The sequence below is a fragment of the Ruegeria sp. K11 genome, from assembly GCF_056531905.1.
Map to the genome: position 1 here is coordinate 1 of NZ_JBQFMP010000012.1, position 25,824 is coordinate 25,824.

Here is a 25,824-nt window from a genome sequence, read left to right on the forward strand (position 1 = left end):
CTGCGCATCCGTCAGCCAGAAAAGATCAGACATGGTCACCGCTCGGTTTTCAAACCGTGAATCATGCCGAACCACTGATATCAATGGGTCCTGAGCCTAGAAGGTTGTGGAGTATTTTCTGTGGAGGTATGGATTGTCTATCCCGTCCAATACGTCTTGAAAATAGAGACGCACACAAAATTTGAGGGCAGAGACACACATAATTGCTGGTTATCGGCCTTGTGAGGTGTTTTAAGTTATTGTAAATAAAGAGATATACCTTACCGCGCCAAATTACTCGATCTTCGCAACCCGCACCACTCTGATGTGTCACCACAAATTGGACTATGTTTGCACGGTTTAAGCCGTATATCCGGTGTTCGGCATTCACACCGACGACTCAGTGACCTTCGCGCCTTGGCGGTTCGGTGCAGCGTCATTGCCCAACGGCCGACACGCTGTTGCCCGGATCAAGGTTGACACGCTTATGACAATTGGATGACGTCTCTCTATCTCAATTCCGGAGGGGTCATGCGGATCGCGACCAGATACCCTAGGCGCAGTATGCATCGGGTTTTTGTGCTCGGTTCTTTGCGGGCTGCTAATAAAGCCGCCAGCGGGCCGACCACCATGCAAAAAACACGCATGGCCTTCTACACTCTGGCTCGGGACATCGGCGAATGAGAGGGTTCACGCAAGCAGAGTTTGAGGACAGGACCCGACGCGCCCAAAAGATGATGGAAAGGGCCGGTATATCCGCCCTGTTACTGACGACAGAACCGGACCTGCGCTATTTCACCGGATATTTGACCCGCTTCTGGGAAAGCCCGACGCGTCCATGGTTTCTGATTGTCCCGCTGGCCGGAAAACCCATTGCCGTCATCCCGTCTATCGGCGCTGCCCTGATGGCACAGACCTGGATTACCGACATCCGGACCTGGGTTGCCCCTGATCTGTGCGACGACGGGGTCTCGCTATTGGTTGATACGATACGGGAAAAGACACCTTCTGACGGGGTGATCGGCGTGCCTGATGGCCACGAGACCCACATTCGTATGCCGTTGGCAGACTTGACACGTGTGCGAACGGCACTTGGCGCGCGACTCATCGACAGCGATCAGGGTATTTTGCGCCAATTGAGGTTGGTCAAGTCCGAGGCCGAAATCACCAAAATCAAAACCGCCTGCGATATTGCGGGCCGGGCTTTTGCACGCATACCAGAGATTGCGGCCAAAGGAGTCGCTCTGGACAACGTGTTCCGCAAGTTCCAGATTCTATGCCTTGAGGAGGGTGCCGACTGGGTGCCTTATCTGGCCGGTGGCGCCGAGCAGGGTGGATATACGGATGTAATCTCGCCTGCCCGTCCCGAACCTTTGAGAACGGGCGATGTCCTGATGCTCGACACCGGTCTGGTCTGGGATGGTTATTTCTGCGATTTCGACCGTAACTGGTCTGTTGGCCCCCCCGCGCCGACCGTGCGCGACGCGCATTCCAGATTGATCGAAGCCTCGGACGCCGCGTTTGAATTCGCCCGACCCGGAACAACGGCAGCAAATCTGTTCGAGACAATGAATAAGGTTCTGACGGATGGCAACAGCGGAACGGACGCCGGACGCTTAGGTCATGGACTGGGAATGTCATTGACCGAATGGCCCTCTTTGATTCCAACCGATCACACGGAATTGCAGCCGGGAATGGTACTGACCCTCGAGCCGGGAATTGAAGTGAACGGAAAGATCATGGTGCATGAAGAGAATATCGTGATCACAGAAACGACCCCTCAATATCTCAGCCCGCGTTCTGAATCGGAGATTCCTCAAATATGACCATGATGCCTTATCGTCTGGACGAAAATGACACGCACCCCAATCCCATGGGGCTGATCGTATTGCAGGCTGACGAAACCATTGAACCCGAATTCCGAACCTGGTTCGGCGATGGTTCGGACCCGCTCTATGTCACGCGGATACCCAGCGGCGCGAATGTCACGACCGACAGTTTGTCCCGGATGGAGAAAGACTTGCCCCGGGCGGCGGACCTGCTGCCCAAGTCCCAACCTTACCGGGTTGTAGGATATGCCTGCACATCGGCGAGCTCTGTCATTGGTTCTGACCGGGTTGAAGAAATGGTCAAGAAAACCTGCAATGTGCACACGGTAACAAACCCGTTGCGCGCGGCCGTCGCCTGTGCAGCCGATCTGGGGGTGTCGCGATTTGCGCTGTTGTCACCCTATGTGGAAGAGGTCAACACACCCCTGCGTCAAGCCTTTGCGCAGCAGGGTGTTTCCATGGATATCTTTGGCACATTTGGAGAATCTGAGGAAGCCAAAGTCGCCCGCATCACCCCCCAATCAGTCCTCGAAGCTGCCGTCGCGCTGGGATCGGATCCTTCAGTTGAAGCTGTTTTCCTGAGTTGCACAAACCTCAGGACTGCCGCAATCCTTGCACAGGTCGAGGCGCGGCTGGGCAAACCTGTCTTGTCAAGCAACCAGAGCCTTGCCTGGCACATGACACGTCTTAACACGCTAAAAAATTAGCAGAAATTCATTTCGTTACCGGTAAACGAACAATTCCGTCTTGCCAGTTCCGCATTGCTGCGTCTTTAATGCAGGCCATGATCAATGAAATCCGGACCAAACCGGATCATAAATTGACGCAACAGGGGGTCTTGTGACCGACACGAATAATGATGCCGCGTTTGTTGAATTTCAACGCGTCCAAAAGTCTTATGATGGCGAGAACCTCGTTGTAAAAGACTTGAACCTGGCGATGCCAAAAGGCGAATTCCTGACCATGCTGGGGCCGTCCGGATCGGGCAAGACGACCTGCTTGATGATGCTGGCCGGTTTTGAAACTGCCACCCATGGTGAAATTCTGCTGGATGGAAGCCCCATCAACAACATCCCTCCGCACAAACGCGGTATTGGGATGGTGTTTCAGAACTACGCCCTGTTCCCGCATATGACCGTGGCCGAAAATCTCTCGTTCCCGCTGGAAGTTCGGAAAATGGACAAATCCACGCGCGAGGCAAAGGTCAAGCGCGCGCTGGACATGGTGCAGATGGGCATGTTTGGCGGCCGTCGTCCTGCACAGCTTTCCGGGGGGCAGCAACAGCGGATCGCGCTGGCCCGCGCACTGGTTTTCGAGCCCGAGCTGGTCCTGATGGACGAGCCTCTGGGCGCGTTGGACAAGCAATTGCGCGAACATATGCAGTTTGAAATCACCCGTCTGGCGCATGAGTTGGGCATCACCACAGTCTACGTAACCCATGACCAGACCGAAGCGCTGACCATGTCCGACCGCGTTGCGGTGTTCGACGATGGACGCATTCAGCAACTGGCCCCGCCGGATCAGCTTTATGAAGAGCCCGAAAACAGCTTCGTCGCGCAGTTCATTGGCGAAAACAACACGCTGGAAGGTGTGGTGAAATCCATCGATGGTGACACATGCCTCGTTCAGCTGGACGACGGCTCGGAAATCGACGCAGTGCCGATCAACGTGCATAATGCGGGCGATCGCACAAAGGTTTCGATCCGGCCCGAACGCGTTGAATTCAACAAGGATCGGCTGCATGCTGACGCGCATACGCTGAAAGCGACGGTCAAGGAATTCATCTATATGGGTGACGTGTTCCGCTTCCGCATGTCGGTGGCCGGCAATGACGAATTCATTGTCAAGACACGAAACGCCCCCGATGCCATCCGTCTGAAACCCGGCCAAGAGATCGAGATCGGCTGGCTCGCACAGGATTGTCGTGCGCTGGACGCATAGACCAAGCCGCGCAGGACAGATGCGGCTTCACTGAGGGACCGGCTGGCGAAAACCCGTGCGTCAGCTGACCATACAACAAACGGGAAGTACTGGGAGTAACACATGAAACCAACCAAAACACTGCTGACCGCAGCGGCCCTTGCGACGGCTGCTGGCGGCGTTTCCGCCGAAGAGATGACACTCGTGTCCTGGGGTGGAGCCTATCAGAAATCACAATCCAAGGCGTATGCTGAACCATTTATGGAGATGAATCCTGGCGTGACCATCGTCTGGGACGAAAGCTCGCCGGAAGCGGTCGCAAAACTGCGTGCGATGAATGAGGCTGGCAACATCACATGGGATCTGGTGGACGTCGTTGCGGCGGATGCAATCCGTCTGTGTGACGAAGGTCTCGCGATGGAAATTGATCCCAACGAGCTGCTTGCCGCAGCGCCCGACGGAACATCGGCAGAAGATGATTTTGGCGACTTGCTGGTCAGTGATTGCTTTATCCCCCAGATCGTCTACTCGACAACGGCAGCCTATCGCCCCGATTTGCTGCCATCTGGTGCCTCTGCCCCTGACTCGATCTGTGCAATGTTCGACCTTGAAGCCTACCCCGGCAAACGTGCTCTGGAGAAGCGCCCGATCAACAACATGGAATGGGCGTTGCTCTGCGACGGTGTTGCCAAGGATGATGTCTACGATGTGTTGGCAACAGAGGAAGGGCAGCAACAGGCGCTCGATAAGCTGGGCTCGATCAAAGATCAGGTTGTCTGGTGGGGCGCTGCGGCGGAACCTCCTCAGCTCCTGGCCGATGGTGAGGTTGTAATGGGCACGTCCTACAATGGCCGCTGGTTCTCGGCGATCGAAGAACAGGACCAGCCGTTTGCGATGCTGTGGGATGCACAGGTGTTCGATCTGGACGGCTGGATCATTCCGGCTGGGCTGAGTGAAGATCGCCTCGCCAAGGTCAAGGAATTCGTAAAGTTCGCTACGGATACGCAACGTCTGGCGGATCAAGCCGCTTACATTTCGTACGGCCCGGCCCGTGCTTCGTCGGCTCCGCTGGTCGGTCAGCATGCCGAACTGGGCATCGACATGGCGCCGCATATGCCGACCGATCCGGAAAACGCCAAGAACACGTTCCTGTATAACTACGAGTTCTGGGCCGACTACCGCGACGACATCGACGCTAAATTCCAGGCGTGGCTGGCGCAATAAACGTCTGATTTCATGATACAGTCGGGGGCGGTGCGCCGCCCTCGGACCAAAGAAAACCCAAGGGGCACCGATGACTGACGCAAGCCAAAACGCCGGACCTATGTTGGCCGCGGACGGAACGCCGCTCAAGCAATCGCTGGCACGTTCATTACGGCGGCAAAAGCTGCGCGCGCTGATGCTGGTGGCCCCACTGCTGCTGTTTGTCCTGTTCTCGTTCATCGTTCCGATTGCTTCGATGCTGTTCCGGTCGGTGGAAAACAGCATTGTGCAGGAAACCCTACCCCTGACGGTCGAAGCCCTGCAAAACTGGGATGAAACCAGCGGCGAGCTGCCGGATGAGGCGGTTTATGACGCCTTTGTCCGCGACATGGTTGTGGCGGTCGACAACAAGACACATACCCGACTAGGCTCGCGCCTGAACTACGAAGAGACAGGCATGTCCTCGATGTTCCGCCGCTCGGGTCGGAAAATGGGCAAGCTGGACCCCGAAACCGATGGACCATTCAAAGATCAGGTCATCGAAATCCACGAGGGTTGGGGCGAGCCGCAGACTTGGGCGGTGATCAAGACGCACTCTCCTGCCGTCACCAATGGTTACTTCCTGAACGCGGTTGATATGCGCCGCACGCCCGAAGGCGCGCAATCGCAGCCCGAGGACAAGCAGATCCTGATCAAGCTGTTCGGGCGTACGCTGTTCATGTCGCTGGTGATTACCGGGGCCTGTATCCTGTTGGCCTATCCGGTGAGTTATCTGCTTGCGACGCTGCCGATGCGGGTGTCGAACCTGTTGATGATCCTTGTCTTGTTGCCCTTCTGGACCTCGCTTCTGGTGCGGACCTCGGCATGGAAGGTGATGTTGCAACAACAGGGGGTGATCAACGAAACGCTGGTCTGGCTGGGGCTGGTGGCCGATGACGCGAGACTGGTGATCATCAACAACCAGATTGGCACAATCACGGCGATGACCCATATCCTGCTGCCGTTCATGATCCTGCCGATGTATTCGGTGATGCAGACCATACCCGAATCCTACACCCGTGCCGCTAAATCCATGGGCGCGACGAACTGGACGACCTTCTGGCGCATCTATTTCCCGCAATCCATCCCGGGCATCGGCGCGGGCTCGATCCTCGTGTTCATTCTGGCGATCGGCTACTACATCACGCCGGAAATCGTCGGCGGCACCAAGGGCGTCTTCATCTCGAACCGGATCGCCTACCACATCTCGTCCTCACTGAACTGGGGGCTGGCGGCTGCGCTGGGTACGATCCTGCTGGGCGTCGTGCTGTTGCTCTACTGGTGTTACGACAAGATCGTCGGCATTGATAACGTGAAGCTGGGATAATCGACATGGCCGCACTTACTCCGATATCCCGCAAACCTCTGTCGATGGTCCTGCCCAGCGTTGCGCTGGCAGGGGCCTTTGCCGGTATTTTCGTCGGCGCAGGCAACGGCTCGATCCTTCTGGGCATCATCGCCGGGGCCGCCCTGATCGCCGCGCTGGCATGGGTCTACATCACCGTCCTCAAAAACGAGACGCTGGCCCGCTGGATCACCATCCTTGGCTTTGGCATCTTGGGCTTCTTGGCGTCCGGCCCGATGGGCGGCGTTCTGGGCCTGCTGGGCGGCTGGTTCTTTTCGTGGTTCATCTATTGGCTGTACGAAGGCCGTTATCGCCGCAAACTGCTGCCCTATCTGACGCCGAAGCAGGTTTTCTATCACTACCTGTTCCGGGTCATCTGCGGCGCGATCTTTGTCTTCCTGATCACCCCGATCCTTGTGGTGCTGCCGCTGTCGTTCAACGCGCAGGACTTCTTTACCTTCACGCCGGAAATGCTGCGTCTCGACCCAGAGGGGTACTCGCTGAAGCATTACCGCGACTTCTTCACCAACAATGAATGGCAGCGCAGCTTCAAGAACTCGCTGATCATCGCCCCGATTGCGACGGTGATCTCGGTCTCGCTGGGCACGCTGGCGGCCATCGGCCTGAGCCAGAGCCATGTGCCCGGTCGCCGTGCCATCATGGGCATCCTCATCTCGCCCATGATTGTGCCGCTGATCATCTCGGCGACCGGCATGTTCTTTTTCTACAGCGACATCGGCCGCTTTTTGGAGGGCACGCTGGGCATGAACAAGAACTTCGTGGGCTATGTGAAAGTGATCCTCGCCCACGCTGTTCTGGGCATTCCCTTTGTCATCATCACCGTGACAGCAACGCTGGTGGGCTTTGACCGCTCGCTGACGCGGGCGGCGGCGAATATGGGTGCGGGTCCGGTGCGGACGTTCTTTTCAATCCAGATGCCGCTGATCCTGCCGGGCGTGATCTCGGGTGGCCTCTTTGCCTTCATCACCTCATTCGACGAGGTGGTCGTGGTACTGTTTGTCGGCTCGGCCAGCCAAAAGACCCTGCCGTGGCAGATGTTCACCGGCCTGCGCGAACAGATCAGCCCGACCATCCTGGCGGTGGCGACGATCCTTGTGGTGATCTCGATCGCGCTGCTGACCACGGTCGAATTGCTGCGCCGCCGGTCCGAGCGTCTGCGGGGGCTTTCCCCCGCTTGACGCAAGCGCAGGCCTGATCTAACGATTTAACCGTTCATCCCAGCCGCGATGGCGTCGCGGACGCACTGGAATGATCGGCTCTCGGACCCCGAGACCGCCTGTCCTGAACGCCGGGACAAGTGGCCGGGTTTGCCGCCCGGCAAAGATGAGAGACCAGACCATGACAAATCGCCCCGAATTCTTCACCTGCCACAATGGCGACAAGGCTCCTCTGCCGTTCAGCAAAGGCGAATACGACCGCCGTCTGGGCAAACTGCGCGCCATCATGGCAGCGCGGGATATTCCGGTGGTCCTGCTGACCTCGATGCAGAACATCGCCTATTACTCGGGCTTTCTTTATTGCGCTTTTGGCCGACCCTATGGCTGCGTGGTCACGCAGGACGCCTGCACGACCGTTTCAGCCAATATCGACGCAGGTCAGCCGTGGCGCCGTTCGGTCGAGGACAACGTGATCTATACCGATTGGAAGCGCGACAATTACTGGCGCGCAGTGGCCAGCTTGATTGGCAGCGCGAAACGGATCGGGATTGAAAGCGACCACCTGACTCTGGCCGCGCGGGACACCGCTTTGGCGATGCTGGGCCAGCCTGAACTGGTCGACATCGCGCCCGACACCATGGCTGCCCGGATGGTGAAATCCGCCGAAGAGATCGAGCTGATCAAAGGCGGTGCTCGCACCGCTGATGTCGGCGGGGCTGCCATCCACGCCGCCATCCGCGAAGGCGCAACCGAGATCGAGATCGCCATGGCAGGCCGCGACGCGATGGAGGCTGAGATTGCTCGCGCCTACCCAGATGCCGAATACCGTGACACATGGGTCTGGTTCCAGTCCGGCCTCAACACCGATGGCGCGCATAACCCGGTCACCAAACGCGCGCTGCAAAAGGGCGATATCCTGTCGCTGAACACTTTCCCGATGATCTCGGGCTATTACACCGCTCTGGAACGGACCCTGTTTCTGGGCGAGCCTGACGCCGAAAGCCTGCGCATCTGGAAGGCCAACGTCGCCGCCCACGAACTGGGCCTGAGCCTGATCAAACCCGGCGCGACCTGTTCCGGCATCACCGCCGAGATCAACCGGTTCTTTGAAGATGAGGGCCTGCTGCAGTACCGGTCCTTCGGCTATGGCCACTCCTTCGGCGTTCTCAGCCACTATTACGGGCGCGAGGCCGGTCTGGAACTGCGCGAGGATATCGACACGGTTCTGGAACCCGGCATGGTCGTGTCCATCGAACCGATGCTGTGGATCCCCGAAGGTCAACCCGGAGCCGGAGGCTACCGTGAGCATGACATTCTGGTGGTCGAAGAAGATGGGGCCGAGAATATCACCGGCTTCCCTTACGGTCCCGGCCACAACATCATCGGGGCGTAAGAGAACACGTAGGGATCAAGATCAGCCTTTTGCAGAAAGTCGAGCAGGCATAAGAAACAGGGCTCGGAGCGCATTGTCCGCTTCGAGCCCAAGTTGCAGAATGCTGCGCCGTGCATCAATGCCGGAAGTGCAGACTATAGCTGCTGTTGATTTTTCAATACCATTGGCAATCTAACGATCAAGTCGCAGCGTTCTGTGAGAAAGCCACCACTACACCATCTTCACTTTTTGGGTTGTGCTTTCGATCACAACGGGTGTCTCATACAAATTGTAATGTGATCATTGGATCTTAGCCGTGTTCGACGCATCGACATACCTCGCGATAACATCGATCGCAGTCATCGGCACTGTTCACGTCTTCTGCGTGTCTTTTTACCGGAGATTCCCTGCCCTAGCAGCCTGGCTTTCTGATTTTTCATCCGGGATCGGACTTGGCTATGCCTTCCTTTTCTTACTGCCAAAAATCGGTGAATTGTCGGCCGATTTGGCTGCAAATGGGAAATGGGAAAACTCGCTGTTCGGTTATTCGCTCCTAGGATTTCTCATTTACTACTTGCTGGAAGCCAGTCGCTACACGGGGGCCGATAACAGGTTGTCGCTTGGCTTGGACACAGTCGCGCTCGGAACCTATAATTGCCTGCTTGCCATTACCGTCATGCAAACAACGGGAACATCGCCTGAGCTCTACGCGATTGGAACGTTGGCCTATTCCTTGCATTTGTTTGGGGTGAATATCTTTCTCTATAAGACCCACCCCGGACACATGTCTGGATGGCTACGCGCATACTTTGTCGCGTCGCTTGCAGTCGGCATATTGATCGGTCTCAACGCAGACAAAAGTAGCATGATCTATTCAGTTGCGACTGGGTTGACAGGGGGTATGATCATAGCCCTGTCTCTTCGGGTTAAACTACCCAGCCTTTCGGCGGTGAATACAAAAGCTCTGTTGATTGGTGTGGTGTTTGCGGCGGTCGCGGTAGAGGTCACCCGGTACTAACCCGACGACCCTGTTAAGTCTTTCCGTAGTATTAGCCGAACCATTTGGCTCAGCTTACTAGATTAAGATAATCTGAAATTCATTTACTCAAAGTCTCTGCAATGCCTTTCATCGCAACCATCGAGTCCAGATACATAGGCGTATTTTGAACGTCTGGCTGGCTTGATAGCTTCAACATAACCACATTGGCTTTTTGGTTCACATACAACAGCTGCCCATAGACACCAATGCCGTAAAACGCACCTTTTTCTCTGTCTTTAACCCAGACTTGGTTACGGTAGTGGAAGCCCTCAAACACCTCTGCATATGCGCTTTTCTCATAAGCTGCGATGACGTCATCATTTGCTTGAATCGTGTCAGCTATCCAATCCGGAGGAATAACCTGAGTGTCGTTAACCTTTCCGTTGACCAGCATCATTATGCCAAATCGCAATAGGTCACGAGAGCTGGTAAATAACCCACCACTCGTTTGCACAATCCTTTTGGGCCCTAGTTCGCTATATGCAGGGTCCTGACCACCGATGTCCTGCCACAACTCGGCAAGTACATCCAGATAGCTTTCTCCAGTTGCCGACTCGATAACCATACCCAGCAGTGCAGATAGCACTGAACGGTAACTATAAACTTCACCGTCTTCCACCAAGGTCTCGCGATCACTCAGAGAGATCATGTACTCCTTGACGCCAGACTCTGTATCACAAACTTCTACTTTTTCTGAGAGGTCCTGACCAAACGCACAGAACAGATCACCGGCATCGTCTAAATAGCCGCTAGAAGCATCTTTCCAATCAACAGCAGCGGTCATATCAAGGAGGTGTCTAACCGTTGTATTTTTGAATGCTGGGCCTTCCAACTCTGGCAGGTATTCGGTGATCAGCTTCTTAGGATCTAATTCTCCCGCCTCAACCGCCAGCCCTGCTGCCATGCCCAACACTGTCTTGGTGATCGAGTGAATGCGGTGAGGCGTATCAGCTCTCATGCCATTGAAGTACTTTTCAGCGACCAATTTGCCATCGTGATAAATCAAAAAGCTATCGGTATGCGTTTGGTGCAACCAATCGTTGATGTTCTGTTCTTCATTATTGCTAGCTGTAAAAACAAAAGTCTCAAGCTCAGTTGGGTATGCCGTTTTTTCCAGAGTACGTACCCAATCTGACGGTGGAACTCGTGCCAATTCGCCAAAAACATTTGTGCCTTCAAATATCCAAGGGCTTCTATCCACAGACTCAACGGTTTCATCCCAGAAATACCCAGCCTCTGCGCTTGCTGGTTTTGTAGAAGCAGTAAATACCGAACCCGAGGCCAAAAGAGCGATAGTGGAAATCACTAACAGCTTGTTTGCATTACTTTTCATTTTGGGTATCTCCTCAGAGCAATGGAAGCACTACACAGTCTCTCTATATTTCAACTCCGGTGTTCAGTCACGTCGAGCAATCGTCGCTTGGTCCCGCGTTGCGGATATCCATCACCAAAAAATTCGCCCAAGGTGCATCACGAATTGCGAAAGGCCATTGCGACAAGCCCGCCTTTATCGTTTGGCGCGTTCGTGAAAGATGAACCCCAGAAAATTCAGCAACAGCTGGGCCGCCAGAATCTGGGTGCTTTCGGTCGGATCATAGGCCGGGGCCACTTCGACCAGATCGATACCCACAACGTCCCCGCGTTTGGCCAAGCCCTGTAGGATCTCAAGCACGTCGTAGTAGAGAAACCCGCCATGGTTGGGCGTTCCAGTGCCCGCTGCTATCGACGGACAAAACGCGTCGATATCTATCGTCACATAATACCGCGCACCTTGCGGGATACGCGCCAGTACCCCTTCGGTCCCCAGCTTGCGCACCTGCCGAACCGACAGGATATCCGACCCGCGTCGGCGGGCATCTTCGTACCCTTCTTTCGCAGTCGATGAGACATTTCGAATACCCAGCTGCGTCATGCCCGAGACATGATCTTTCTCGATCGCCCGTCTCATCGGGTTGCCATGCCCGGCAGTCACGCCGTGGCGCTCATCGACAAAATCCAGATGCGCATCTATTTGCACCACATGGATCGGCCCGTTCTGAGCACAATCCTCGGCAAAGGCGTTGATGCAGGGGATGTTGATCGAGTGATCTCCGCCAATGGTCACGGGCAACGCACCCGCTTGCAGGATTTTGCCTACACCATACGCAATGTTGGCATGGCTCTCTTCGGTCTTGGTGTGGATGATATCAGCATCACCCAGATCGATCATTCGCACCGAACCATCCAGATAGGTCGTGTCATCCTCGTGATCATAGGCTCCGGCATGGCCAAAACTGAACAGGGTCGAGGCCTCGCGTACCGCCCGCGGTCCGAACCGCGCACCTGGTCGCCACTGGGTGCCGAAATCAAACGGTGCGCCGAGAACGGCGATATCGGCATCAATACTGTCCCAATCTGCAAGGTATGGAGATTTGGCGAAGGTGGAAATGCCAACAAAGGGCAGATTCAGCCGCCCGGCCTTATACCCGTGATCCTGCAAAATGCTAATCTCCTGTTCACCCGATCAACCACGGCCAATACAATCCGTGTGGCGCCATCTTTGACACGCAAACCAGCCATGTCGAGAGGGGGCGTGTGGCCTGTTGAGACAATCTTATCCTGGGTGGGCGGACAAAACTCCTTCAACGCCACTCTGCCTGCACCAGCGCGCCACGCATCCAGTATATAAGGTAACTATGGCCAAATTCCGCCGCTGCAGTAGGACCTAAGGTGTACGATTACATAACCGCGCCGATTTGCCAGGGAACAAATTCAACCCCGCCAAAGCCAAGCGCCTCGCTTTTGGTTTTCTCGCCCGAGGCCACGCGGATCAGTATCTCGAACAATTCCTCGCCCTTGGCTTCGATACTGATCCCGTCAGTGACAATGTCGCCGCAATTCAGGTCCATGTCGTCGGCCATGCGCGCATACATCTCGGAATTTGTCGCTAGCTTTATGCAAGGCGTCGGCTGATAACCGGAAACGGACCCGCGCCCGGTGGTGAATACAATCAGGTTCGATCCCGAAGCCACCTGTCCCGTCACCGAGCATGGGTCAAACCCCGGACTGTCCATAAAGACAAAGCCTTTCTTGTCGACGATCTCGCCAAATTTATAAACGTCGCGCATCGGAGCAGTTCCACCCTTGGCAACCGCACCCAGCGATTTCTCGAGAATGGTCGTTAACCCGCCACGTTTATTGCCCGGGCTCGGGTTGTTGTCCATCTCGCCGCCATTGCGTTCGGTATAGTTTTCCCACCAGTGGATACGGTCGATGAGTTTTTTGCCCACATCAACGGTTTCCGCCCTGCGGGTCAGCAAATGTTCCGCACCATAAACCTCGGAGGTTTCGGACAGGATCGTCGTGCCGCCATGACGCACCAGCAAATCCGAGGCATAGCCCAAAGCCGGATTCGCGGTGATGCCGGAATACCCGTCCGAGCCGCCGCATTGCATGCCAACCGTGATTTCGCTGATCGGTGCGGGCTCTCGTTTCACGGCATTCGCCAACTCGGCGATCCCGCGAATTTCAGCCAGACCACGCTCGATGGTTTTGCGCGTACCGCCTTCATTCTGAATGGTCATGTAGCGCAGCACCCCGTCTGAACGAATGGGACGCCCTCCCACAAGATCGGCAACCTGCATCACCTCACAGCCAAGACCAATAAGCAAAATTCCAGCAAAGTTCGGATGCTGGGCGTAGCCCGCCAAAGTCCGGAACAATGTGGCATAGCCTTCGTCCTTGCCCGACATCCCGCAGCCTGTACCGTGCACTATTGGCACAACGCCGTCGACATTGGGGAAGTCATCCAGCAAACCGCTCTTTTCGGCGGCCTCAGAAATAAAACGCGCGACAGAACCCGAACAATTGACAGTTGTCAGAATGCCAACGTAGTTGCGGGTTCCGACCTTCCCGTCGGCCCGGTGAAATCCCTGAAAGGTTCGTTGTTGGGCAATTTCGGGCAGTGGTTTGTTTGCGCTTGCGTGGGCATAGTCCTGCTGATGCGCTCCCATGCCCAGATTATGGACGTGAACATGCTCGCTCGGCGCGATATCGGATTTTGCCTGCCCTATGATCTGGCCATATCGGATAACATTCTGACCCGCCGCGATCGGGGCAACGGCGATTTTGTGTCCGCGCGAGATTGCGCTTTGTAAACGCTCGGGCACACCGGATGGTTTTTCCCCTGCCGACAAATCACGCAGCGCAATGACAACATTGTCGTCCGGGTTCAATCGAACAACATCCCGGGTCGGCATCTCTGCGGCCCTAGTTCCCTGATCTGTTTGCATCTCATTCCCGCTAAATTGGCAGCAGTGCTAAACCGCCCCTCACCACTTGTCAACTAACATGTTAGTATGGTAACCGGCAGCTTATGAGCAAACCCCAGGACATCAACGCGCTTCTCCTCAGAGACATCTCTTCCGGTTCAGGATCGCTTGGTCAAAGGGTCTATAAAGCAATTAAGCAAGCCATTTTATCCCTGGACTTTGCACCCGGAGAAATCCTGAGAAAAGCCCCGATATGTGGGCGTCTCGGCGTGTCGCGCGCGCCTGTAGCCGAAGCGATTGCCCGGCTGGCCTCGGAAGGTCTGGTGGATGTTGTACCGCAGTCCGGAACGCGCGTGTCTTTTCTGTCGATGGCCGAAATTCGTGAAGGCATGTTCCTGCGCGAGGCGCTGGAATTGGCAACCGTAGCCAAGGTAACCCGCGATCTTACGGAAGACCAGAACGTCAAACTGAATCGCAACATGCGTCTTCAATCTCTTTTGGTCGAAGACCAAGACGTCCGGGGCCTTTATGAAGCGGATGAAGAATTTCATGCACTGCTCATGGAGTTTACGGGTTTTGCCCGTCTGGCGGATGTCGCGAAAACCGTGTCGTTGCAGGTCAGCCGCGCCCGGCTGTTGCTGTTGCCCACGCCCGGACGCGTCATCGAAACGCTGGGCGAGCATCGCGCAATTCACATAGCCATTCAGAACCGTGACGAGCACGCCGCGCAGGCGGCGATGCGGCGGCATCTTGGTCAGTTGTTGCCACGGATCGAGCTGTTGCAACAGGATCAACCCCATCTTTTCACCCAATCCACGCAACCGACCCGAGAGGCAGGATGACTGTTTTAAGCACCGAACTTCTGAACAACCGCACAATGCGCCCGGTTCCCCTGACCCGTATGGGATTTGGCGGTGCAGGGCTGGGGAATCTGTATCGAAAGGTCTCGGAAGAAGACGCACAGGCGGCGTTACAGACCGCCTATGATGCAGGCATCCGTTTTTTTGACACCGCGCCCCAATATGGTCTGGGCCGGTCCGAGACCCGCTTTGGCGATGCAATCCGGCGCTTTGGGCGCGAGAACATTCAGCTAAGTACCAAGATCGGGCGGTTGCTGTTGGACTGTGAACCCCATGAGGTGACGCCGGAATCCTTTGTGGACGTCCCGCAAAAGCGCATTGTGTTCGACTATACCTATGACGGTGTCATGCGATCATATGAAGCCAGCCGGGACCGCATCGGAGTGGCGAACGCAGATATTCTGCTGGTCCACGATGTGTGTGTCTTCAGTCAGGGCAGTCAAGAGATGTCGGACGCCAAGGTCCGCGAACTGTTTGACGGAGGCGGGTACAGGGCATTGGTCGAGTTGCGCGACGCTGGGGAAATCGCAGCCATCGGTGCGGGTGTGAATGAATGGCAGGTTTGCGAAAAACTTCTGGGGTTGGGTGACTTTGACGGCTTCCTTCTGGCCGGGCGCTATACTTTGCTGGAACAGGAGGCATTGGACAGTTTTTTGCCGCTTTGCGAAAAGCGCGATGTCGGCATTATTCTGGGCGGGCCTTACAATTCCGGCATCCTTGCCACAGGGGCCGTACCCGGTGCCAAATACAACTACACCGACGCGTCGGAGCAGATCCTTGATCGCGTTCGCAAGATCGAGACCGTTTGCGCCTCACATAGCACGCCCCTGATCGCCGCTGCCCTGCAATTCGTTCTGGGCCACCCCAGCGTCAAGACAGTGATACCCGGCGCCGTAAACGCCGCCGAGGTTCAGGCGAACGTGGCCTTGCTGAACCACGAGATTCCGGCTGACCTGTGGTCCGACCTGCGCAGCGAAGGTCTGATCCGCCCGGACGCCCCATTACCGTCGGAGGCCGCTCATGTTGCGTAACATTGATCCCATTCTGTCGCCGGAATTGCTTTTCACCTTACGGGCTATGGGCCATGGCGATGAGATCGTGATCGCGGATGCCAACTATCCGGGCTCCAGCACAGGTCCTACGTGCATTCGGGCGGATGGCTCGACAGCCAGCGATGTCTTGCACGCCGTGCTGAGCGTCATGCCTCTGGACCGATTTGTCCCGGACCCGGCCCTGACCATGCAGGTCGTCGGCGACCCTGACGCCACGCCGGATGCCGTAACCGATTTTCAGCGCATCATCCATGAAATGGCCGACAACCCGGTACAGATTCAGAGTTTGGAGCGGTTCGCATTCTATGACCGCGCCTCTACGGCTTTTGCAATTGTCCAGACAGGCGAGCGCAGACTCTATGGCAATATCATCCTCAAAAAAGGTGTTGTGGAATGAGACTGGATGCGCATCAGCATTTCTGGGCCTTGTCCCGCGGCGATTATGGCTGGCTGACCCCAGAGCTGGCACCTCTTTACAGGGATTTCCTGCCGGACGACCTAAGCCCTCTTCTGGCGAAAGCCGGGATCGAAGGGACTGTGCTTGTTCAGGCCGCCCCGACGCGGGCGGAAACCGAATTCATGCTGTCGCTCGCAGACCAAACACACTTCATCAAAGGTGTCGTCGGTTGGGTCGATTTCGAAGCCGCAGACGCTCCGGCGCGGATCGCGGATTTTGCTGCGCATCCCGCTTTGGTAGGGCTGCGACCGATGATACAGGACATCGCCGATCCGAACTGGATGACAAATGACGCGCTGGCACCCGCGTTTGCGGCCGTTCAGCACCATAACCTGACCTTTGACGCGTTGACCCTGCCCCAGCACCTTGCCCCATTGCGAAAGCTATTGGCGCGGCACCCTGAGATGACAGTTGTCATAGATCACGGGTCCAAACCTCTGATCAAGGACACCGTAATGGACGGCTGGGCAGACGACATGGCGGCATTGGCCCGAGACACGACTGCATGGTGCAAACTGTCCGGCCTGGTAACCGAGGCGGCGTCAGACTGGAAAACCGAGGATCTGACACCCTATGTTCAGCATCTGCTGGACACATTCGGGCCGTCCCGACTGATCTGGGGCAGTGACTGGCCGGTCTGTACACTGGCCAGCAGCTATGATCGCTGGGTCGACACAACGGATACGCTGCTGCGCGCCCTGTCGGACAGCGAGCGCCGCGCAGTGCTGGGCGGAAACGCTGCAAAAGCATACAACCTGAGAGATTGAAATGACTTCACTGAATCTGGAACCCGGCGGATTGTGGCTGGGCCGCATCGAACGCGCGGATATTGGCCCCTGCGTGGTAACACTGCGCGACGGCCAGATCATAGATATAACATCCAAGACAGCCCCAACCGTCCGGGACATTCTGGAAAGGGAAGACGCTGCGGAATATGTCCGCAATGCAAAAGGGGTCTCACTCGGGCCGCCGGACGCAGACCACCAATGGCTGGCGCCCTGCGATCTTCAGGCGGTCAAAGCCTGCGGGGTAACTTTCGCCCGCTCCATGGTCGAGCGCGTCATCGAAGAACAGGCGGCAGGTGATCCGGCCAAGGCCGAGGAAATCCGTGCCAGAATAGGCGCGCGCATAGGAGACAGCCTGTCGAACATCATTCCGGGCTCACCAGAGGCCGCAGCGGTCAAGGATGCGTTGATATCGGAGGGGCTGTGGAGCCCTTATCTGGAAGTTGGAATAGGCCCGGACGCTGAGGTTTTCTCGAAAGCACAGGTTCTGTCTTCCGTCGGCCATGGTGCCCTGATCGGACTGCACCCGATCTCGACCTGGAATAATCCCGAGCCCGAAGTCGTGCTGGTGGTCACGTCCAAGGGCGAAATCAAAGGCGCAACGCTGGGCAATGACGTGAACCTGCGCGATGTCGAAGGGCGATCGGCCTTGTTGCTGAGCAAAGCCAAGGACAACAACGCATCCTGTGCGATTGGCCCGATGATCCGGCTGTTCGACGACACGTTTACGCTCGACGATGTCCGATCTGCCGAGTTGACTTTGACTGTAACGGGGTCCGATGGTTTTGTGCTGAACGGGCATTCATCCATGTCTCAGATCAGCCGCGATCCCGTCGATCTCGTCAACCAGACCATTGGTCGGCACCATCAATACCCTGACGGATTCCTGCTGTTTCTCGGAACACTGTTTGCACCGACACAAGATCGCGACACGCCGGGCAGCGGATTCACGCACAAGCTTGGTGATATCGTCACGATAACCAATGACAAACTGGGCGCACTGACAAACACGGTACGCCTGTCGACCGAATGCCCCGAGTGGCAATTTGGGGCCTCCCACCTGATGCGAAACCTGACCGCTCGCGGCCTGATTTAAGAAAGACCTGTATATGTTGACCGGAAAACACCTGATTGCGGGAGAATGGGTAGATACAGACACCAAGTTTGCTTCCCAACCCGCCCATGGGCCAAGTCGCGAATTCTCGACAGGAACTGCTGCGCATGTCGATGCCGCCGTCAGAGCCGCAGAAGAGGCGTTTGTGTCATACGGGTGGTCCTCTCGGGCGGAGCGTGCCGCGTTCCTGCACAAAATTGCCGATGAAATTGACGCACGCGGGGACATCATCACCGAGATCGGTTGCCAGGAGACCGGACTGCCCGAGGCGCGTCTACAAGGAGAGCGCGGTCGAACCGTCGGGCAGCTTCGCCTCTTTGCGGATCATATCGAGCAGGGAGATTATCTGGACCTTCGTCGCGACCCGGCAATGCCGGATCGCGCGCCCCTGCCCCGTCCGGACCTGCGGATGATCCAGCGCCCGATTGGCCCGGTTGCGGTCTTTGGCGCATCGAACTTTCCACTGGCTTTCTCGGTTGCGGGTGGCGACACCGCTGCGGCACTGGCTGCGGGTTGTCCGGTCGTCGTCAAAGGCCACCCCGCCCATCCGGGCACCGGAGAGATAGTGGCACAAGCGATTGAGGCTGCGGTGAAAGCAACCGGGCTTCATCCTGGCGTTTTCTCGTTGGTTCAAAGCGACGGGATCGAGGTGGGAACCGCTTTGGCTCAACATCCGCTGATCCGGGCTGTCGGGTTCACGGGATCACTGCGCGCCGGGCGTGCGCTGTTCGATCTTTGTGCTCAACGCCCGGAACCCATACCGTTCTTTGGCGAACTCGGCTCAGTTAATCCGATGTTTGTTCTGCCCGAGGCCGCCCGGACCCGCGGTGCTGACATAGGCTCTGGTTGGGCTGGATCGTTGGCCATGGGAGCAGGCCAGTTCTGCACCAACCCCGGAGTTGCAATCATACTTGACGGAGATGGTGCCGAGGCACTCCAATCCGGCGCTCGGACGGCTCTTGAGGACATGGCCGAACAAACCATGCTGACCGAAGGGATCGCTGCGGCGTATCAGGCAGGTGTGGCCCGAATAGCTTCCGCATCAGGCGTTGCGCAAGTGGTTCGGATGGACAGCACTCCGCGCTGTGCCGCCCCCAACCTTTTTGTCGTTTCGGGCGACGACTGGTTGTCAGACTCCAATCTTCATGCAGAAGTCTTTGGACCCGTTGGGATCATTGTTCGTGTGCGAGACGCCGATCAGATGCTTGAGGTGGCCCGATCCATCGAAGGGCAACTGACTTGCACCCTGCACATGGACGATACCGACGCCGCGATTGCGAAAAAACTGGTGCCTGTACTGGAACGGAAAGCGGGCCGTTTGCTGGCCAACGGTTTCCCCACTGGCGTTGAGGTTTGCGACAGCATGGTTCACGGCGGCCCCTACCCCGCATCTACCAACTTCGGGGCTACATCGGTTGGTACCTTGTCCATTCGGCGTTTCCTGCGTCCGGTTTGTTACCAGAACCTGCCGACAGGCTTACTTCCCGAGGCAATGGGATAAAACGAAATATGGGTTGAACCCCGAAAAACCTGCGGTGTTCCGGCACCGCAGATGCCGGCTTGCGAGTATCTTCGGTACTCAATTGGGGCAGCGGCGCCGCCGCGCGCCAGTATTTCTTTGGGCCCAAGCTAGGTTTTAGTCGTGCAATGTGCAGGCGACTGGCTGTAACCTGTCCTGAATGCGTCTTTTCGGGAGGACAGGTCTTGTTGCAGAACTTTGATGCGTTGGGGCCAAACACGGCCAATTTCGTTCCACTTTCACCCTTGTCATTTCTGGCGCGTGCGCGCGATCTGCACGCAGATCGCGTGGCTGTCATCTATGAGGATGTGCGCCGCAACTGGTCTGACATCGTGGACCGCTCCTATGCGATCGCCAGCGGATTGCGCGCAATAGGGATCAAAAAAGGCGACACGGTCTCTGTGTTGTGCCCCAACATTCCCGAGCTGTTCGAGCTGCACTTTGCCGTTCCCTTATCCGGCGGGGTTCTGAACACCATCAACGTCCGTCTCGAAGCGGAAACAGTCGCCTATATTCTGGATCATGCCGACAGCCAACTGGTGATTGTCGACCGCGAATTTGTTCCACTTCTTTCACAAGTGTTCGAACGGATGGGACGTAAGATCCCGGTCATTGAAATCACCGACCCCAATATCGGATCGACCGAAACGCTTGGGGGCCGCGACTATGAGGATTTGGCAGCGGCCGCGCTTGATCCAACGCTCAGTGATTTACCCGAAGATGAGTGGGACGCAATTGCCTTGAACTATACCTCGGGGACATCTGGACGGCCGAAGGGTGTGGTTTACCATCATCGCGGCGCATATCTGATCGCGATGGGCACCGTTGCAGCCTGGCAGATGCCGCATTATCCGGTCTATCTGTCCGTGGTTCCGATGTTTCATTGCAACGGCTGGGGTCATCCCTGGGTCATGGCGATCCTCGGGGCAACATCCGTCTTTACGCGCATTCCCGCCGCAGATCGGTTGTTGAACGCGATCCGCACGCACGGTGTCACACATCTGGGGGCAGCGCCAATCATCCTCCAGATGATGGCTGAAAGCGAGGATGCGGGCGACGTGCCCTTTGATCCACCGATCAACGTTCTGACAGCGGGCGCACCACCGCCGCCCTCGATTCTGGAAAAGACCAGAGCAATGGGGCTCGACGTCATGCATGTGTACGGACTGACCGAAACCTACGGGCATATTTCGCAGTGTCTGTGGCAAGCTGAATGGGAGGACAAGGACCCGGCGGAACAAGCCCTGTTGCAGGCCCATCAGGGCATCGCGCTTCCGGTTGTCGAGGCCGTGACCGTCGTCGACGAGGCAACGGGAAAAGAAATTGCGCGGGACGGAGAAACGCAAGGAGAAATCGTCATTCGCGGCAATACAGTAATGAAAGGTTACTACAAGGACCCTGAAGCCACCAGCCGAGCCTTCAAGGATGGTTGGTTCTGGTCCGGCGACGCGGCGGTCATGAAGCCGAACGGTTATATTCAGATCAAGGACCGCTTGAAGGACGTGATCATTTCAGGAGGCGAAAATATCTCATCCGTTGAGGTCGAAGCTGTCTTGTACCGCCACCCCGCGGTGCAAGCTGCCGCTGTAGTCGCAAAGCCCGATTCCAAATGGGGCGAAGTGCCTTGTGCCTTTGTTGAATTGCGACCCGGGCACGAAGCCCGGGAAGAGGATCTCATTGCCTTTTGCCGCGACCATCTGGCTGGTTTCAAAACACCAAAGGCAGTCGTTTTCGCCGAGTTGCCCAAAACCTCCACCGGTAAAATTCAGAAGTTCCAGCTTCGAGAAATTGCCAACAGGACAACGACCTGAACCAGCGGCGACCGGACCAGACTGCTGGTCCGGCCAACCAGGCCAAAAGCACAGTTTCATGATCGGACTGACGGCACCCAAATACGCAAAATCTTAAGTATTAAGTATTAAGTTCCAACTTGTGCCTCGTGCATAACCGGGGCAATTCCCGTTTTCGCGCACTTAGCTTACTGTTTTGGTCTTACCCTCAAGCTCAATGCCAAGCACCATTGCCAGATAAGTCAGCACCTGCCTTTTTGATTTGTCGCGCGTGAACCTGGCTGGATACATCAGCATGTTCAGCCAAAGCCCGTCAAACATGCCCTCAAGCGTGAGTGCGACCTGTTCGGCATCCGCTGTGGTGGCTTTACCTTCAGCAATGATGTTGCCAATCAGGAACGTGCAGATGTCCTGCCGTTCCATGTCGATCCGCGAAGTGATCGCCCGGTAGGTCATGCGATGCCCTGCTTCGCCAAAGAAAGCAAACCAAACCGCCAACTTCTTTCGGGTACATATACGCGGGTGAAACTGCGCGGCGACGATCAAAGAGAGCTTGTCGATATCCGAAAGATCATTGCGCCGTGCCCCCTCCATCCACATTTCGCGATGTTCCGCAGCGAGGTGCTTAAGCGTTTCGGACAACAACGCTTCCTTACTTTTGAAGTGAAAATTGGCCAATCCAAGCGACAGCCCGGCTTCAGTTGCAATGGCTGTCAAAGTTGTCCCGGATATCCCTTTGCGGGCAATGCAGTTGATCGTTGCATCGATCAACTGCTTGCGGCGCACCTCTGGCGGTGCCGTTCGCTTTTTTCGAGGGCGCTCGTCCGGGGTCATTTTCTTTCTCTATTGAATGTTTATTCAATCAATAATTTGATTTTTGACCCTCGTCAAATGTAGGATTTGACCAAATCTCGATTCGCTTAGCGCCAGGAAAACCCGATGAACAAGCCCCTTCCCAAACATGCTCAGACAGTCATCATCGGCGGCGGCTCCATTGGCTGCAACACCGCGTATCACTTAACAAAACTAGGCATGTCGGACGTTGTTGTTCTGGAACGGAACCAGCTGACATCCGGCACAACCTGGCACGCGGCGGGCCTGATCGTTGCCGGTCTGCTACCGTCCGAGGCAGAGTGTGAAATCTACACGCATGGGCGAGATCTTTATGCCAGGCTCGAGGCCGAAACAGGTGTCCCAACGGGATTCCGCGACGTTGGCTATTTGCAGGTCGCCAGCAATCAGGAGCGCGTGCACGAGATGCGCAGGCTGGCCCCTTTCATGCGACGCCACGGTATCAATATCTACGAGGTTTCGCCCAAAGAAGCGGCTGATCTGTTTCCCATCGGGGACCTCAGCGACGTTCTGGCCGGATTTTATATCCCCGAAGACGGACGCGCCAACCCTGTGGACGTGACCATGTCATTGGCAAAAGGTGCTCGCATGGGAGGGGCGCAGATTTTCGAGGGGGTAACCGTATCAGATATTCTGACACGCAACGGCACCGCCACAGGGGTCCGCACGGCGGATGGGCAGTCGATAGCCGCTGAAAATGTGGTGATCTGCGGTGGAATGTGGTCGCGCCAATTGGGGTCGAAAGCCGGCCTGAACCTGCCGCTGCAGGCTGCAGAGCATTATTACCTTATTACCGAGAATATCGACGGGCTCAGCCGCGACCTGCCTGTTTTGGAAGACCCCTCAACCTATACCTATTACCGCGAAGAAGTGGGCGGACTAATGTTGGGCCTGTTCGAACCGGGGGCCGCACCATGGAAACTGGACGGTATTCCCGATACCTTCGCCTTCGGCGAGATTGAGCCCGATTGGGACCGGGTCGGCCCTCATCTTGAGAAAGCCTATTCCCGCGTTCCCGACGCGCTCAATGTCGGTGTTCGGAAATTGTTTTGCGGACCAGAGAGCTTTACCCCGGACCTTGCCCCGCTGGTCGGAGAAACCCCGGAACTGCGAAACTGTTTCGTCGCCTGCGGCATGAACTCATTGGGTATTTTGAACGGTGCTGGCACGGGTAAAGTACTGGCACAGTGGATTGTCGACGGCCATCCGCCGATTGATGTGACCGGTATAAATGTCAATCGCTTTACCCGCCATCAAGCAACCCGTGCGTTTCGCCGGGACCGTGGTCCCGAGTTGTTGGGAAAGATGTTCGGGCAACATTTTCACAACGAAAGCTACCACACCGCACGCGACTTAAAACGATCTGTTTTGCACGACCGGCTTGCAGCCAGTGGGGCGTATTTTGTGGAAGGACACGGCTGGGAAATGCCGGACTGGTTCGCGCCGGCACCTGGCGAGGCCAAGATCGAAAAATTCAGTTGGTTCCGCCAGAACTGGTTCGAATGGCATGCCGAAGAACATAGGGCCGCCCGCGAAGACATCATCATCATGGACATGTCCACAATGTCCAAGTTTCTGGTTGAAGGCCCCGATGCGCTTGCCCTGTTGGATCGCTTGTCCTGCAACGACATCGATGTTGAACCCGGCCGGGTGGTCTATACCGCTTGGGTCAACGCCAAAGGCGGATTCGAAGCGGACCTGACCGTGACCCGTCTGGCCCCGGATCAATTCATGGTGGTGGTTGGTGAAAACAGTCACGGGCACACTCTGATGCGCATGAGGCGGCACATTCAGACCGGTGAAACAGTCGTTATCACCGACCTGACGCCGGCCATAACGCAGATCAATATCCACGGGCCAAAAGCGCGGCTTTTGATGGAGAAGGTGACATCTGCCGATATGTCCAACGCGGCCTTTCCGTTCATGACCTGGCAGGATATCGACGTCGGATATTGGGTTGTACGGGCGTTGCGCGTCACCTTCGTGGGTGAACTGGGCTGGGAGCTTCAGGTTCCCTCCTACGCGGCCGTTCAGGTCTATGACCTGTTGAAAGAGGCCGGTCGCGATCTGGGTCTTCGGGACGCGGGAATGCAAACTCTGAACTCGCTGCGGCTTGAGAAGGCCTATCGGGATTTTGGTCTGGACGTGGACAACACCGACAACCCTATCGAGGCCGGGTTGGGGTTCGCTGTGAAAATCGACAAACTTGGCGGGTTCATCGGCCGTGACGCGCTGGCCGCAATCAAATCGCGGGGTGTTCCGAAAACAAGAATGCTGCAATTCCTTTTGATGGATCCCGAACCGCTGCTGTATGGCAACGAAATGCTTTATCTGAACGGCGCAGAGGTCGGGCATCTGCAAATCGGCGGCTATGGGCACAGTCTGGGTGGAGCCGTCGGTATAGGCTTCGTCGAACTCGACCAACCACTGACCCAATCCCGCGTTCAGGACGGAACGTGGGAGGTCGGAGTAGCGGGCCGCCGAGTTAAGGCCACAGCCTCTCTCAAGCCGTTATACGATCCCAAGATGACCAAAGTGAGATCGTGACCCGCGCTACAGGCATTGCTCAAAACAGTTGGGCCGCATCGCTGGGTCATTGAATACAGTTGAACCCGTGATAGGTCGCGCTAAAGTCACCATGTGGGTTATGGAACACTCGACATGTGTGGCCACTAGCTCAACGACCGAGGCGATTTCAGGCGGACGACCACGTCCAACGGTTCTGCATCAGTGAGAGCAATGATCGCCAATCGCGCGCGCCCAGAGCAGTTCCGAATTCCCGACCTGTAGGGATTCTAAAAGCTACGTTCAAAACGGTCGCAAGCAGGAATTGGACGTACTTCTCCATCTGAACGCCGTCACAAATGCAATTCTGGCATCATTTTTTGCTTCGAATAAGTCCATGAGACCAAAGCTCACACTTTCAATCACGGCCTACGCACGGTCATCTCGTTCGAACTTACCCAGTAATAAGGGACAGCCAACACAGGCTGTCCCTCGAGGATAACATGACGCTCATCTGATACCGCTGATTGGGCAATGCATGGCAGAACATGTGGATGGCGGCGTCCGGCGCAGGATTGAACCCTTCGCGAGCCAGAAGCACGACGTCAGACGTGCCCAGACAAACAAATCCGCCCCCTTCGTGTCTGAAAATCATAGGCGCTTTGACTACACAAACCCAGATATGACCAAGGGTTATTGCGAACAACTCTGTCCCACACTCCAATGGTGTCAATTG

20 protein-coding genes are annotated in these 25,824 nt (G+C 56.3%); 16 read left to right on the top strand and 4 right to left on the bottom strand.

Going from position 1 to position 25,824, the window contains the following annotated elements:
- Nucleotides 1-659 precede the first annotated feature (659 nt).
- The 8 genes from ACR0K4_RS17760 (at nucleotide 660) to ACR0K4_RS17795 (ending at nucleotide 9,883) form a co-directional block, all read left to right on the top strand.
- Nucleotides 660-1,805, top strand: a complete 1,146-nt coding sequence (locus ACR0K4_RS17760) for a M24 family metallopeptidase (protein WP_480855045.1) — start codon at nucleotides 660-662, stop codon at nucleotides 1,803-1,805.
- A complete protein-coding gene (locus tag ACR0K4_RS17765; RefSeq protein WP_480855046.1) occupies nucleotides 1,802-2,515 on the top strand; it encodes a maleate cis-trans isomerase family protein in 714 nt (237 codons plus the stop codon). Before ACR0K4_RS17760 ends, ACR0K4_RS17765 begins: the two co-directional genes overlap by 4 nt.
- Before the next feature lie 133 nt (nucleotides 2,516-2,648).
- The gene (locus tag ACR0K4_RS17770) at nucleotides 2,649-3,749 is read left to right on the top strand and encodes an ABC transporter ATP-binding protein (RefSeq protein ID WP_480521787.1); all 1,101 of its coding nucleotides are present in this window, start codon (nucleotides 2,649-2,651) and stop codon (nucleotides 3,747-3,749) included.
- A gap of 102 nt (nucleotides 3,750-3,851) precedes the next feature.
- Nucleotides 3,852-4,952, top strand: coding sequence for an extracellular solute-binding protein (locus ACR0K4_RS17775; protein WP_480521788.1), 1,101 nt, complete (start codon nucleotides 3,852-3,854; stop codon nucleotides 4,950-4,952).
- A gap of 70 nt (nucleotides 4,953-5,022) precedes the next feature.
- Nucleotides 5,023-6,297 carry an ABC transporter permease gene (locus ACR0K4_RS17780; RefSeq protein WP_480521789.1) on the top strand — a complete coding sequence of 425 codons (1,275 nt, stop codon included), beginning with the start codon at nucleotides 5,023-5,025 and terminating at the stop codon, nucleotides 6,295-6,297.
- Nucleotides 6,298-6,302: 5 nt separating this feature from the next.
- Nucleotides 6,303-7,514 carry an ABC transporter permease gene (locus ACR0K4_RS17785; RefSeq protein ID WP_480521790.1) on the top strand — a complete coding sequence of 404 codons (1,212 nt, stop codon included), beginning with the start codon at nucleotides 6,303-6,305 and terminating at the stop codon, nucleotides 7,512-7,514.
- 160 nt (nucleotides 7,515-7,674) lie between these two features.
- Complete coding sequence (locus ACR0K4_RS17790; protein ID WP_480521791.1) at nucleotides 7,675-8,886, top strand: aminopeptidase P family protein; 1,212 nt, start codon at nucleotides 7,675-7,677, stop codon at nucleotides 8,884-8,886.
- 295 nt (nucleotides 8,887-9,181) lie between these two features.
- Entirely contained in the window at nucleotides 9,182-9,883 is a 702-nt protein-coding gene (locus ACR0K4_RS17795; protein WP_480855047.1) for a hypothetical protein, read from the top strand.
- A gap of 79 nt (nucleotides 9,884-9,962) precedes the next feature.
- Here the strand turns inward: ACR0K4_RS17795 and ACR0K4_RS17800 are convergent, their stop codons facing one another.
- The 3 genes from ACR0K4_RS17800 to ACR0K4_RS17810 form a co-directional block, all read right to left on the bottom strand.
- The gene (locus ACR0K4_RS17800) at nucleotides 9,963-11,237 is read right to left on the bottom strand and encodes a serine hydrolase domain-containing protein (protein ID WP_480855048.1); all 1,275 of its coding nucleotides are present in this window, start codon (nucleotides 11,235-11,237) and stop codon (nucleotides 9,963-9,965) included.
- Between the two features lie 174 nt (nucleotides 11,238-11,411).
- The gene (gene speB, locus ACR0K4_RS17805) at nucleotides 11,412-12,383 is read right to left on the bottom strand and encodes an agmatinase (protein WP_480855050.1); all 972 of its coding nucleotides are present in this window, start codon (nucleotides 12,381-12,383) and stop codon (nucleotides 11,412-11,414) included.
- A 238-nt stretch (nucleotides 12,384-12,621) separates the two neighbouring features.
- The gene (locus ACR0K4_RS17810; RefSeq protein WP_480521796.1) at nucleotides 12,622-14,142 is read right to left on the bottom strand and encodes a UxaA family hydrolase; all 1,521 of its coding nucleotides are present in this window, start codon (nucleotides 14,140-14,142) and stop codon (nucleotides 12,622-12,624) included.
- Between the two features lie 116 nt (nucleotides 14,143-14,258).
- On the opposite strand from ACR0K4_RS17810, the gene ACR0K4_RS17815 reads away from it, so the two are divergent.
- From ACR0K4_RS17815 to ACR0K4_RS17845, 7 genes are all read left to right on the top strand, one after another.
- Nucleotides 14,259-14,996, top strand: a complete 738-nt coding sequence (locus tag ACR0K4_RS17815) for a GntR family transcriptional regulator (protein ID WP_480521797.1) — start codon at nucleotides 14,259-14,261, stop codon at nucleotides 14,994-14,996.
- Nucleotides 14,993-16,045, top strand: a complete 1,053-nt coding sequence (locus ACR0K4_RS17820) for an aldo/keto reductase (protein WP_480855051.1) — start codon at nucleotides 14,993-14,995, stop codon at nucleotides 16,043-16,045. Before ACR0K4_RS17815 ends, ACR0K4_RS17820 begins: the two co-directional genes overlap by 4 nt.
- Complete coding sequence (locus tag ACR0K4_RS17825) at nucleotides 16,035-16,463, top strand: RbsD/FucU family protein (RefSeq protein ID WP_480855052.1); 429 nt, start codon at nucleotides 16,035-16,037, stop codon at nucleotides 16,461-16,463. Before ACR0K4_RS17820 ends, ACR0K4_RS17825 begins: the two co-directional genes overlap by 11 nt.
- Complete coding sequence (locus ACR0K4_RS17830) at nucleotides 16,460-17,290, top strand: amidohydrolase family protein (RefSeq protein ID WP_480855053.1); 831 nt, start codon at nucleotides 16,460-16,462, stop codon at nucleotides 17,288-17,290. The genes ACR0K4_RS17825 and ACR0K4_RS17830 overlap by 4 nt, the downstream gene beginning before the upstream one ends.
- 1 nt (nucleotide 17,291) lies before the next feature.
- Nucleotides 17,292-18,404: a fumarylacetoacetate hydrolase family protein gene (locus ACR0K4_RS17835; protein ID WP_480855054.1), complete on the top strand. Its 1,113-nt coding sequence runs from the start codon at nucleotides 17,292-17,294 to the stop codon at nucleotides 18,402-18,404.
- Between the two features lie 13 nt (nucleotides 18,405-18,417).
- Nucleotides 18,418-19,923, top strand: a complete 1,506-nt coding sequence (locus ACR0K4_RS17840; protein WP_480855055.1) for an aldehyde dehydrogenase (NADP(+)) — start codon at nucleotides 18,418-18,420, stop codon at nucleotides 19,921-19,923.
- 203 nt (nucleotides 19,924-20,126) lie between these two features.
- Entirely contained in the window at nucleotides 20,127-21,752 is a 1,626-nt protein-coding gene (locus ACR0K4_RS17845; RefSeq protein WP_480855056.1) for an AMP-binding protein, read from the top strand.
- A gap of 162 nt (nucleotides 21,753-21,914) precedes the next feature.
- Here ACR0K4_RS17845 and ACR0K4_RS17850 read toward each other — a convergent pair whose 3' ends face one another.
- Nucleotides 21,915-22,565, bottom strand: a complete 651-nt coding sequence (locus tag ACR0K4_RS17850) for a TetR family transcriptional regulator C-terminal domain-containing protein (RefSeq protein ID WP_480855057.1) — start codon at nucleotides 22,563-22,565, stop codon at nucleotides 21,915-21,917.
- Nucleotides 22,566-22,670: 105 nt separating this feature from the next.
- Between ACR0K4_RS17850 and ACR0K4_RS17855 the strand changes: the two genes are divergently transcribed.
- Nucleotides 22,671-25,130: a GcvT family protein gene (locus tag ACR0K4_RS17855; protein WP_480855058.1), complete on the top strand. Its 2,460-nt coding sequence runs from the start codon at nucleotides 22,671-22,673 to the stop codon at nucleotides 25,128-25,130.
- Nucleotides 25,131-25,824: the final 694 nt, after the last annotated feature.

Coding starts and splice junctions, on each gene's coding strand:
- ACR0K4_RS17760 (WP_480855045.1), top strand. CDS start 660: ATGAGAGGGTTCACGCAAGCAGAGTTTGAGGACAGGACCCGACGCGCC.
- ACR0K4_RS17765 (WP_480855046.1), top strand. CDS start 1,802: ATGACCATGATGCCTTATCGTCTGGACGAAAATGACACGCACCCCAAT.
- ACR0K4_RS17775 (WP_480521788.1), top strand. CDS start 3,852: ATGAAACCAACCAAAACACTGCTGACCGCAGCGGCCCTTGCGACGGCT.
- ACR0K4_RS17780 (WP_480521789.1), top strand. CDS start 5,023: ATGACTGACGCAAGCCAAAACGCCGGACCTATGTTGGCCGCGGACGGA.
- ACR0K4_RS17785 (WP_480521790.1), top strand. CDS start 6,303: ATGGCCGCACTTACTCCGATATCCCGCAAACCTCTGTCGATGGTCCTG.
- ACR0K4_RS17790 (WP_480521791.1), top strand. CDS start 7,675: ATGACAAATCGCCCCGAATTCTTCACCTGCCACAATGGCGACAAGGCT.
- ACR0K4_RS17800 (WP_480855048.1), bottom strand. CDS start 11,237: ATGAAAAGTAATGCAAACAAGCTGTTAGTGATTTCCACTATCGCTCTT.
- ACR0K4_RS17810 (WP_480521796.1), bottom strand. CDS start 14,142: ATGCCGACCCGGGATGTTGTTCGATTGAACCCGGACGACAATGTTGTC.
- ACR0K4_RS17815 (WP_480521797.1), top strand. CDS start 14,259: ATGAGCAAACCCCAGGACATCAACGCGCTTCTCCTCAGAGACATCTCT.
- ACR0K4_RS17820 (WP_480855051.1), top strand. CDS start 14,993: ATGACTGTTTTAAGCACCGAACTTCTGAACAACCGCACAATGCGCCCG.
- ACR0K4_RS17825 (WP_480855052.1), top strand. CDS start 16,035: ATGTTGCGTAACATTGATCCCATTCTGTCGCCGGAATTGCTTTTCACC.
- ACR0K4_RS17830 (WP_480855053.1), top strand. CDS start 16,460: ATGAGACTGGATGCGCATCAGCATTTCTGGGCCTTGTCCCGCGGCGAT.
- ACR0K4_RS17835 (WP_480855054.1), top strand. CDS start 17,292: ATGACTTCACTGAATCTGGAACCCGGCGGATTGTGGCTGGGCCGCATC.
- ACR0K4_RS17840 (WP_480855055.1), top strand. CDS start 18,418: ATGTTGACCGGAAAACACCTGATTGCGGGAGAATGGGTAGATACAGAC.
- ACR0K4_RS17850 (WP_480855057.1), bottom strand. CDS start 22,565: ATGACCCCGGACGAGCGCCCTCGAAAAAAGCGAACGGCACCGCCAGAG.
- ACR0K4_RS17855 (WP_480855058.1), top strand. CDS start 22,671: ATGAACAAGCCCCTTCCCAAACATGCTCAGACAGTCATCATCGGCGGC.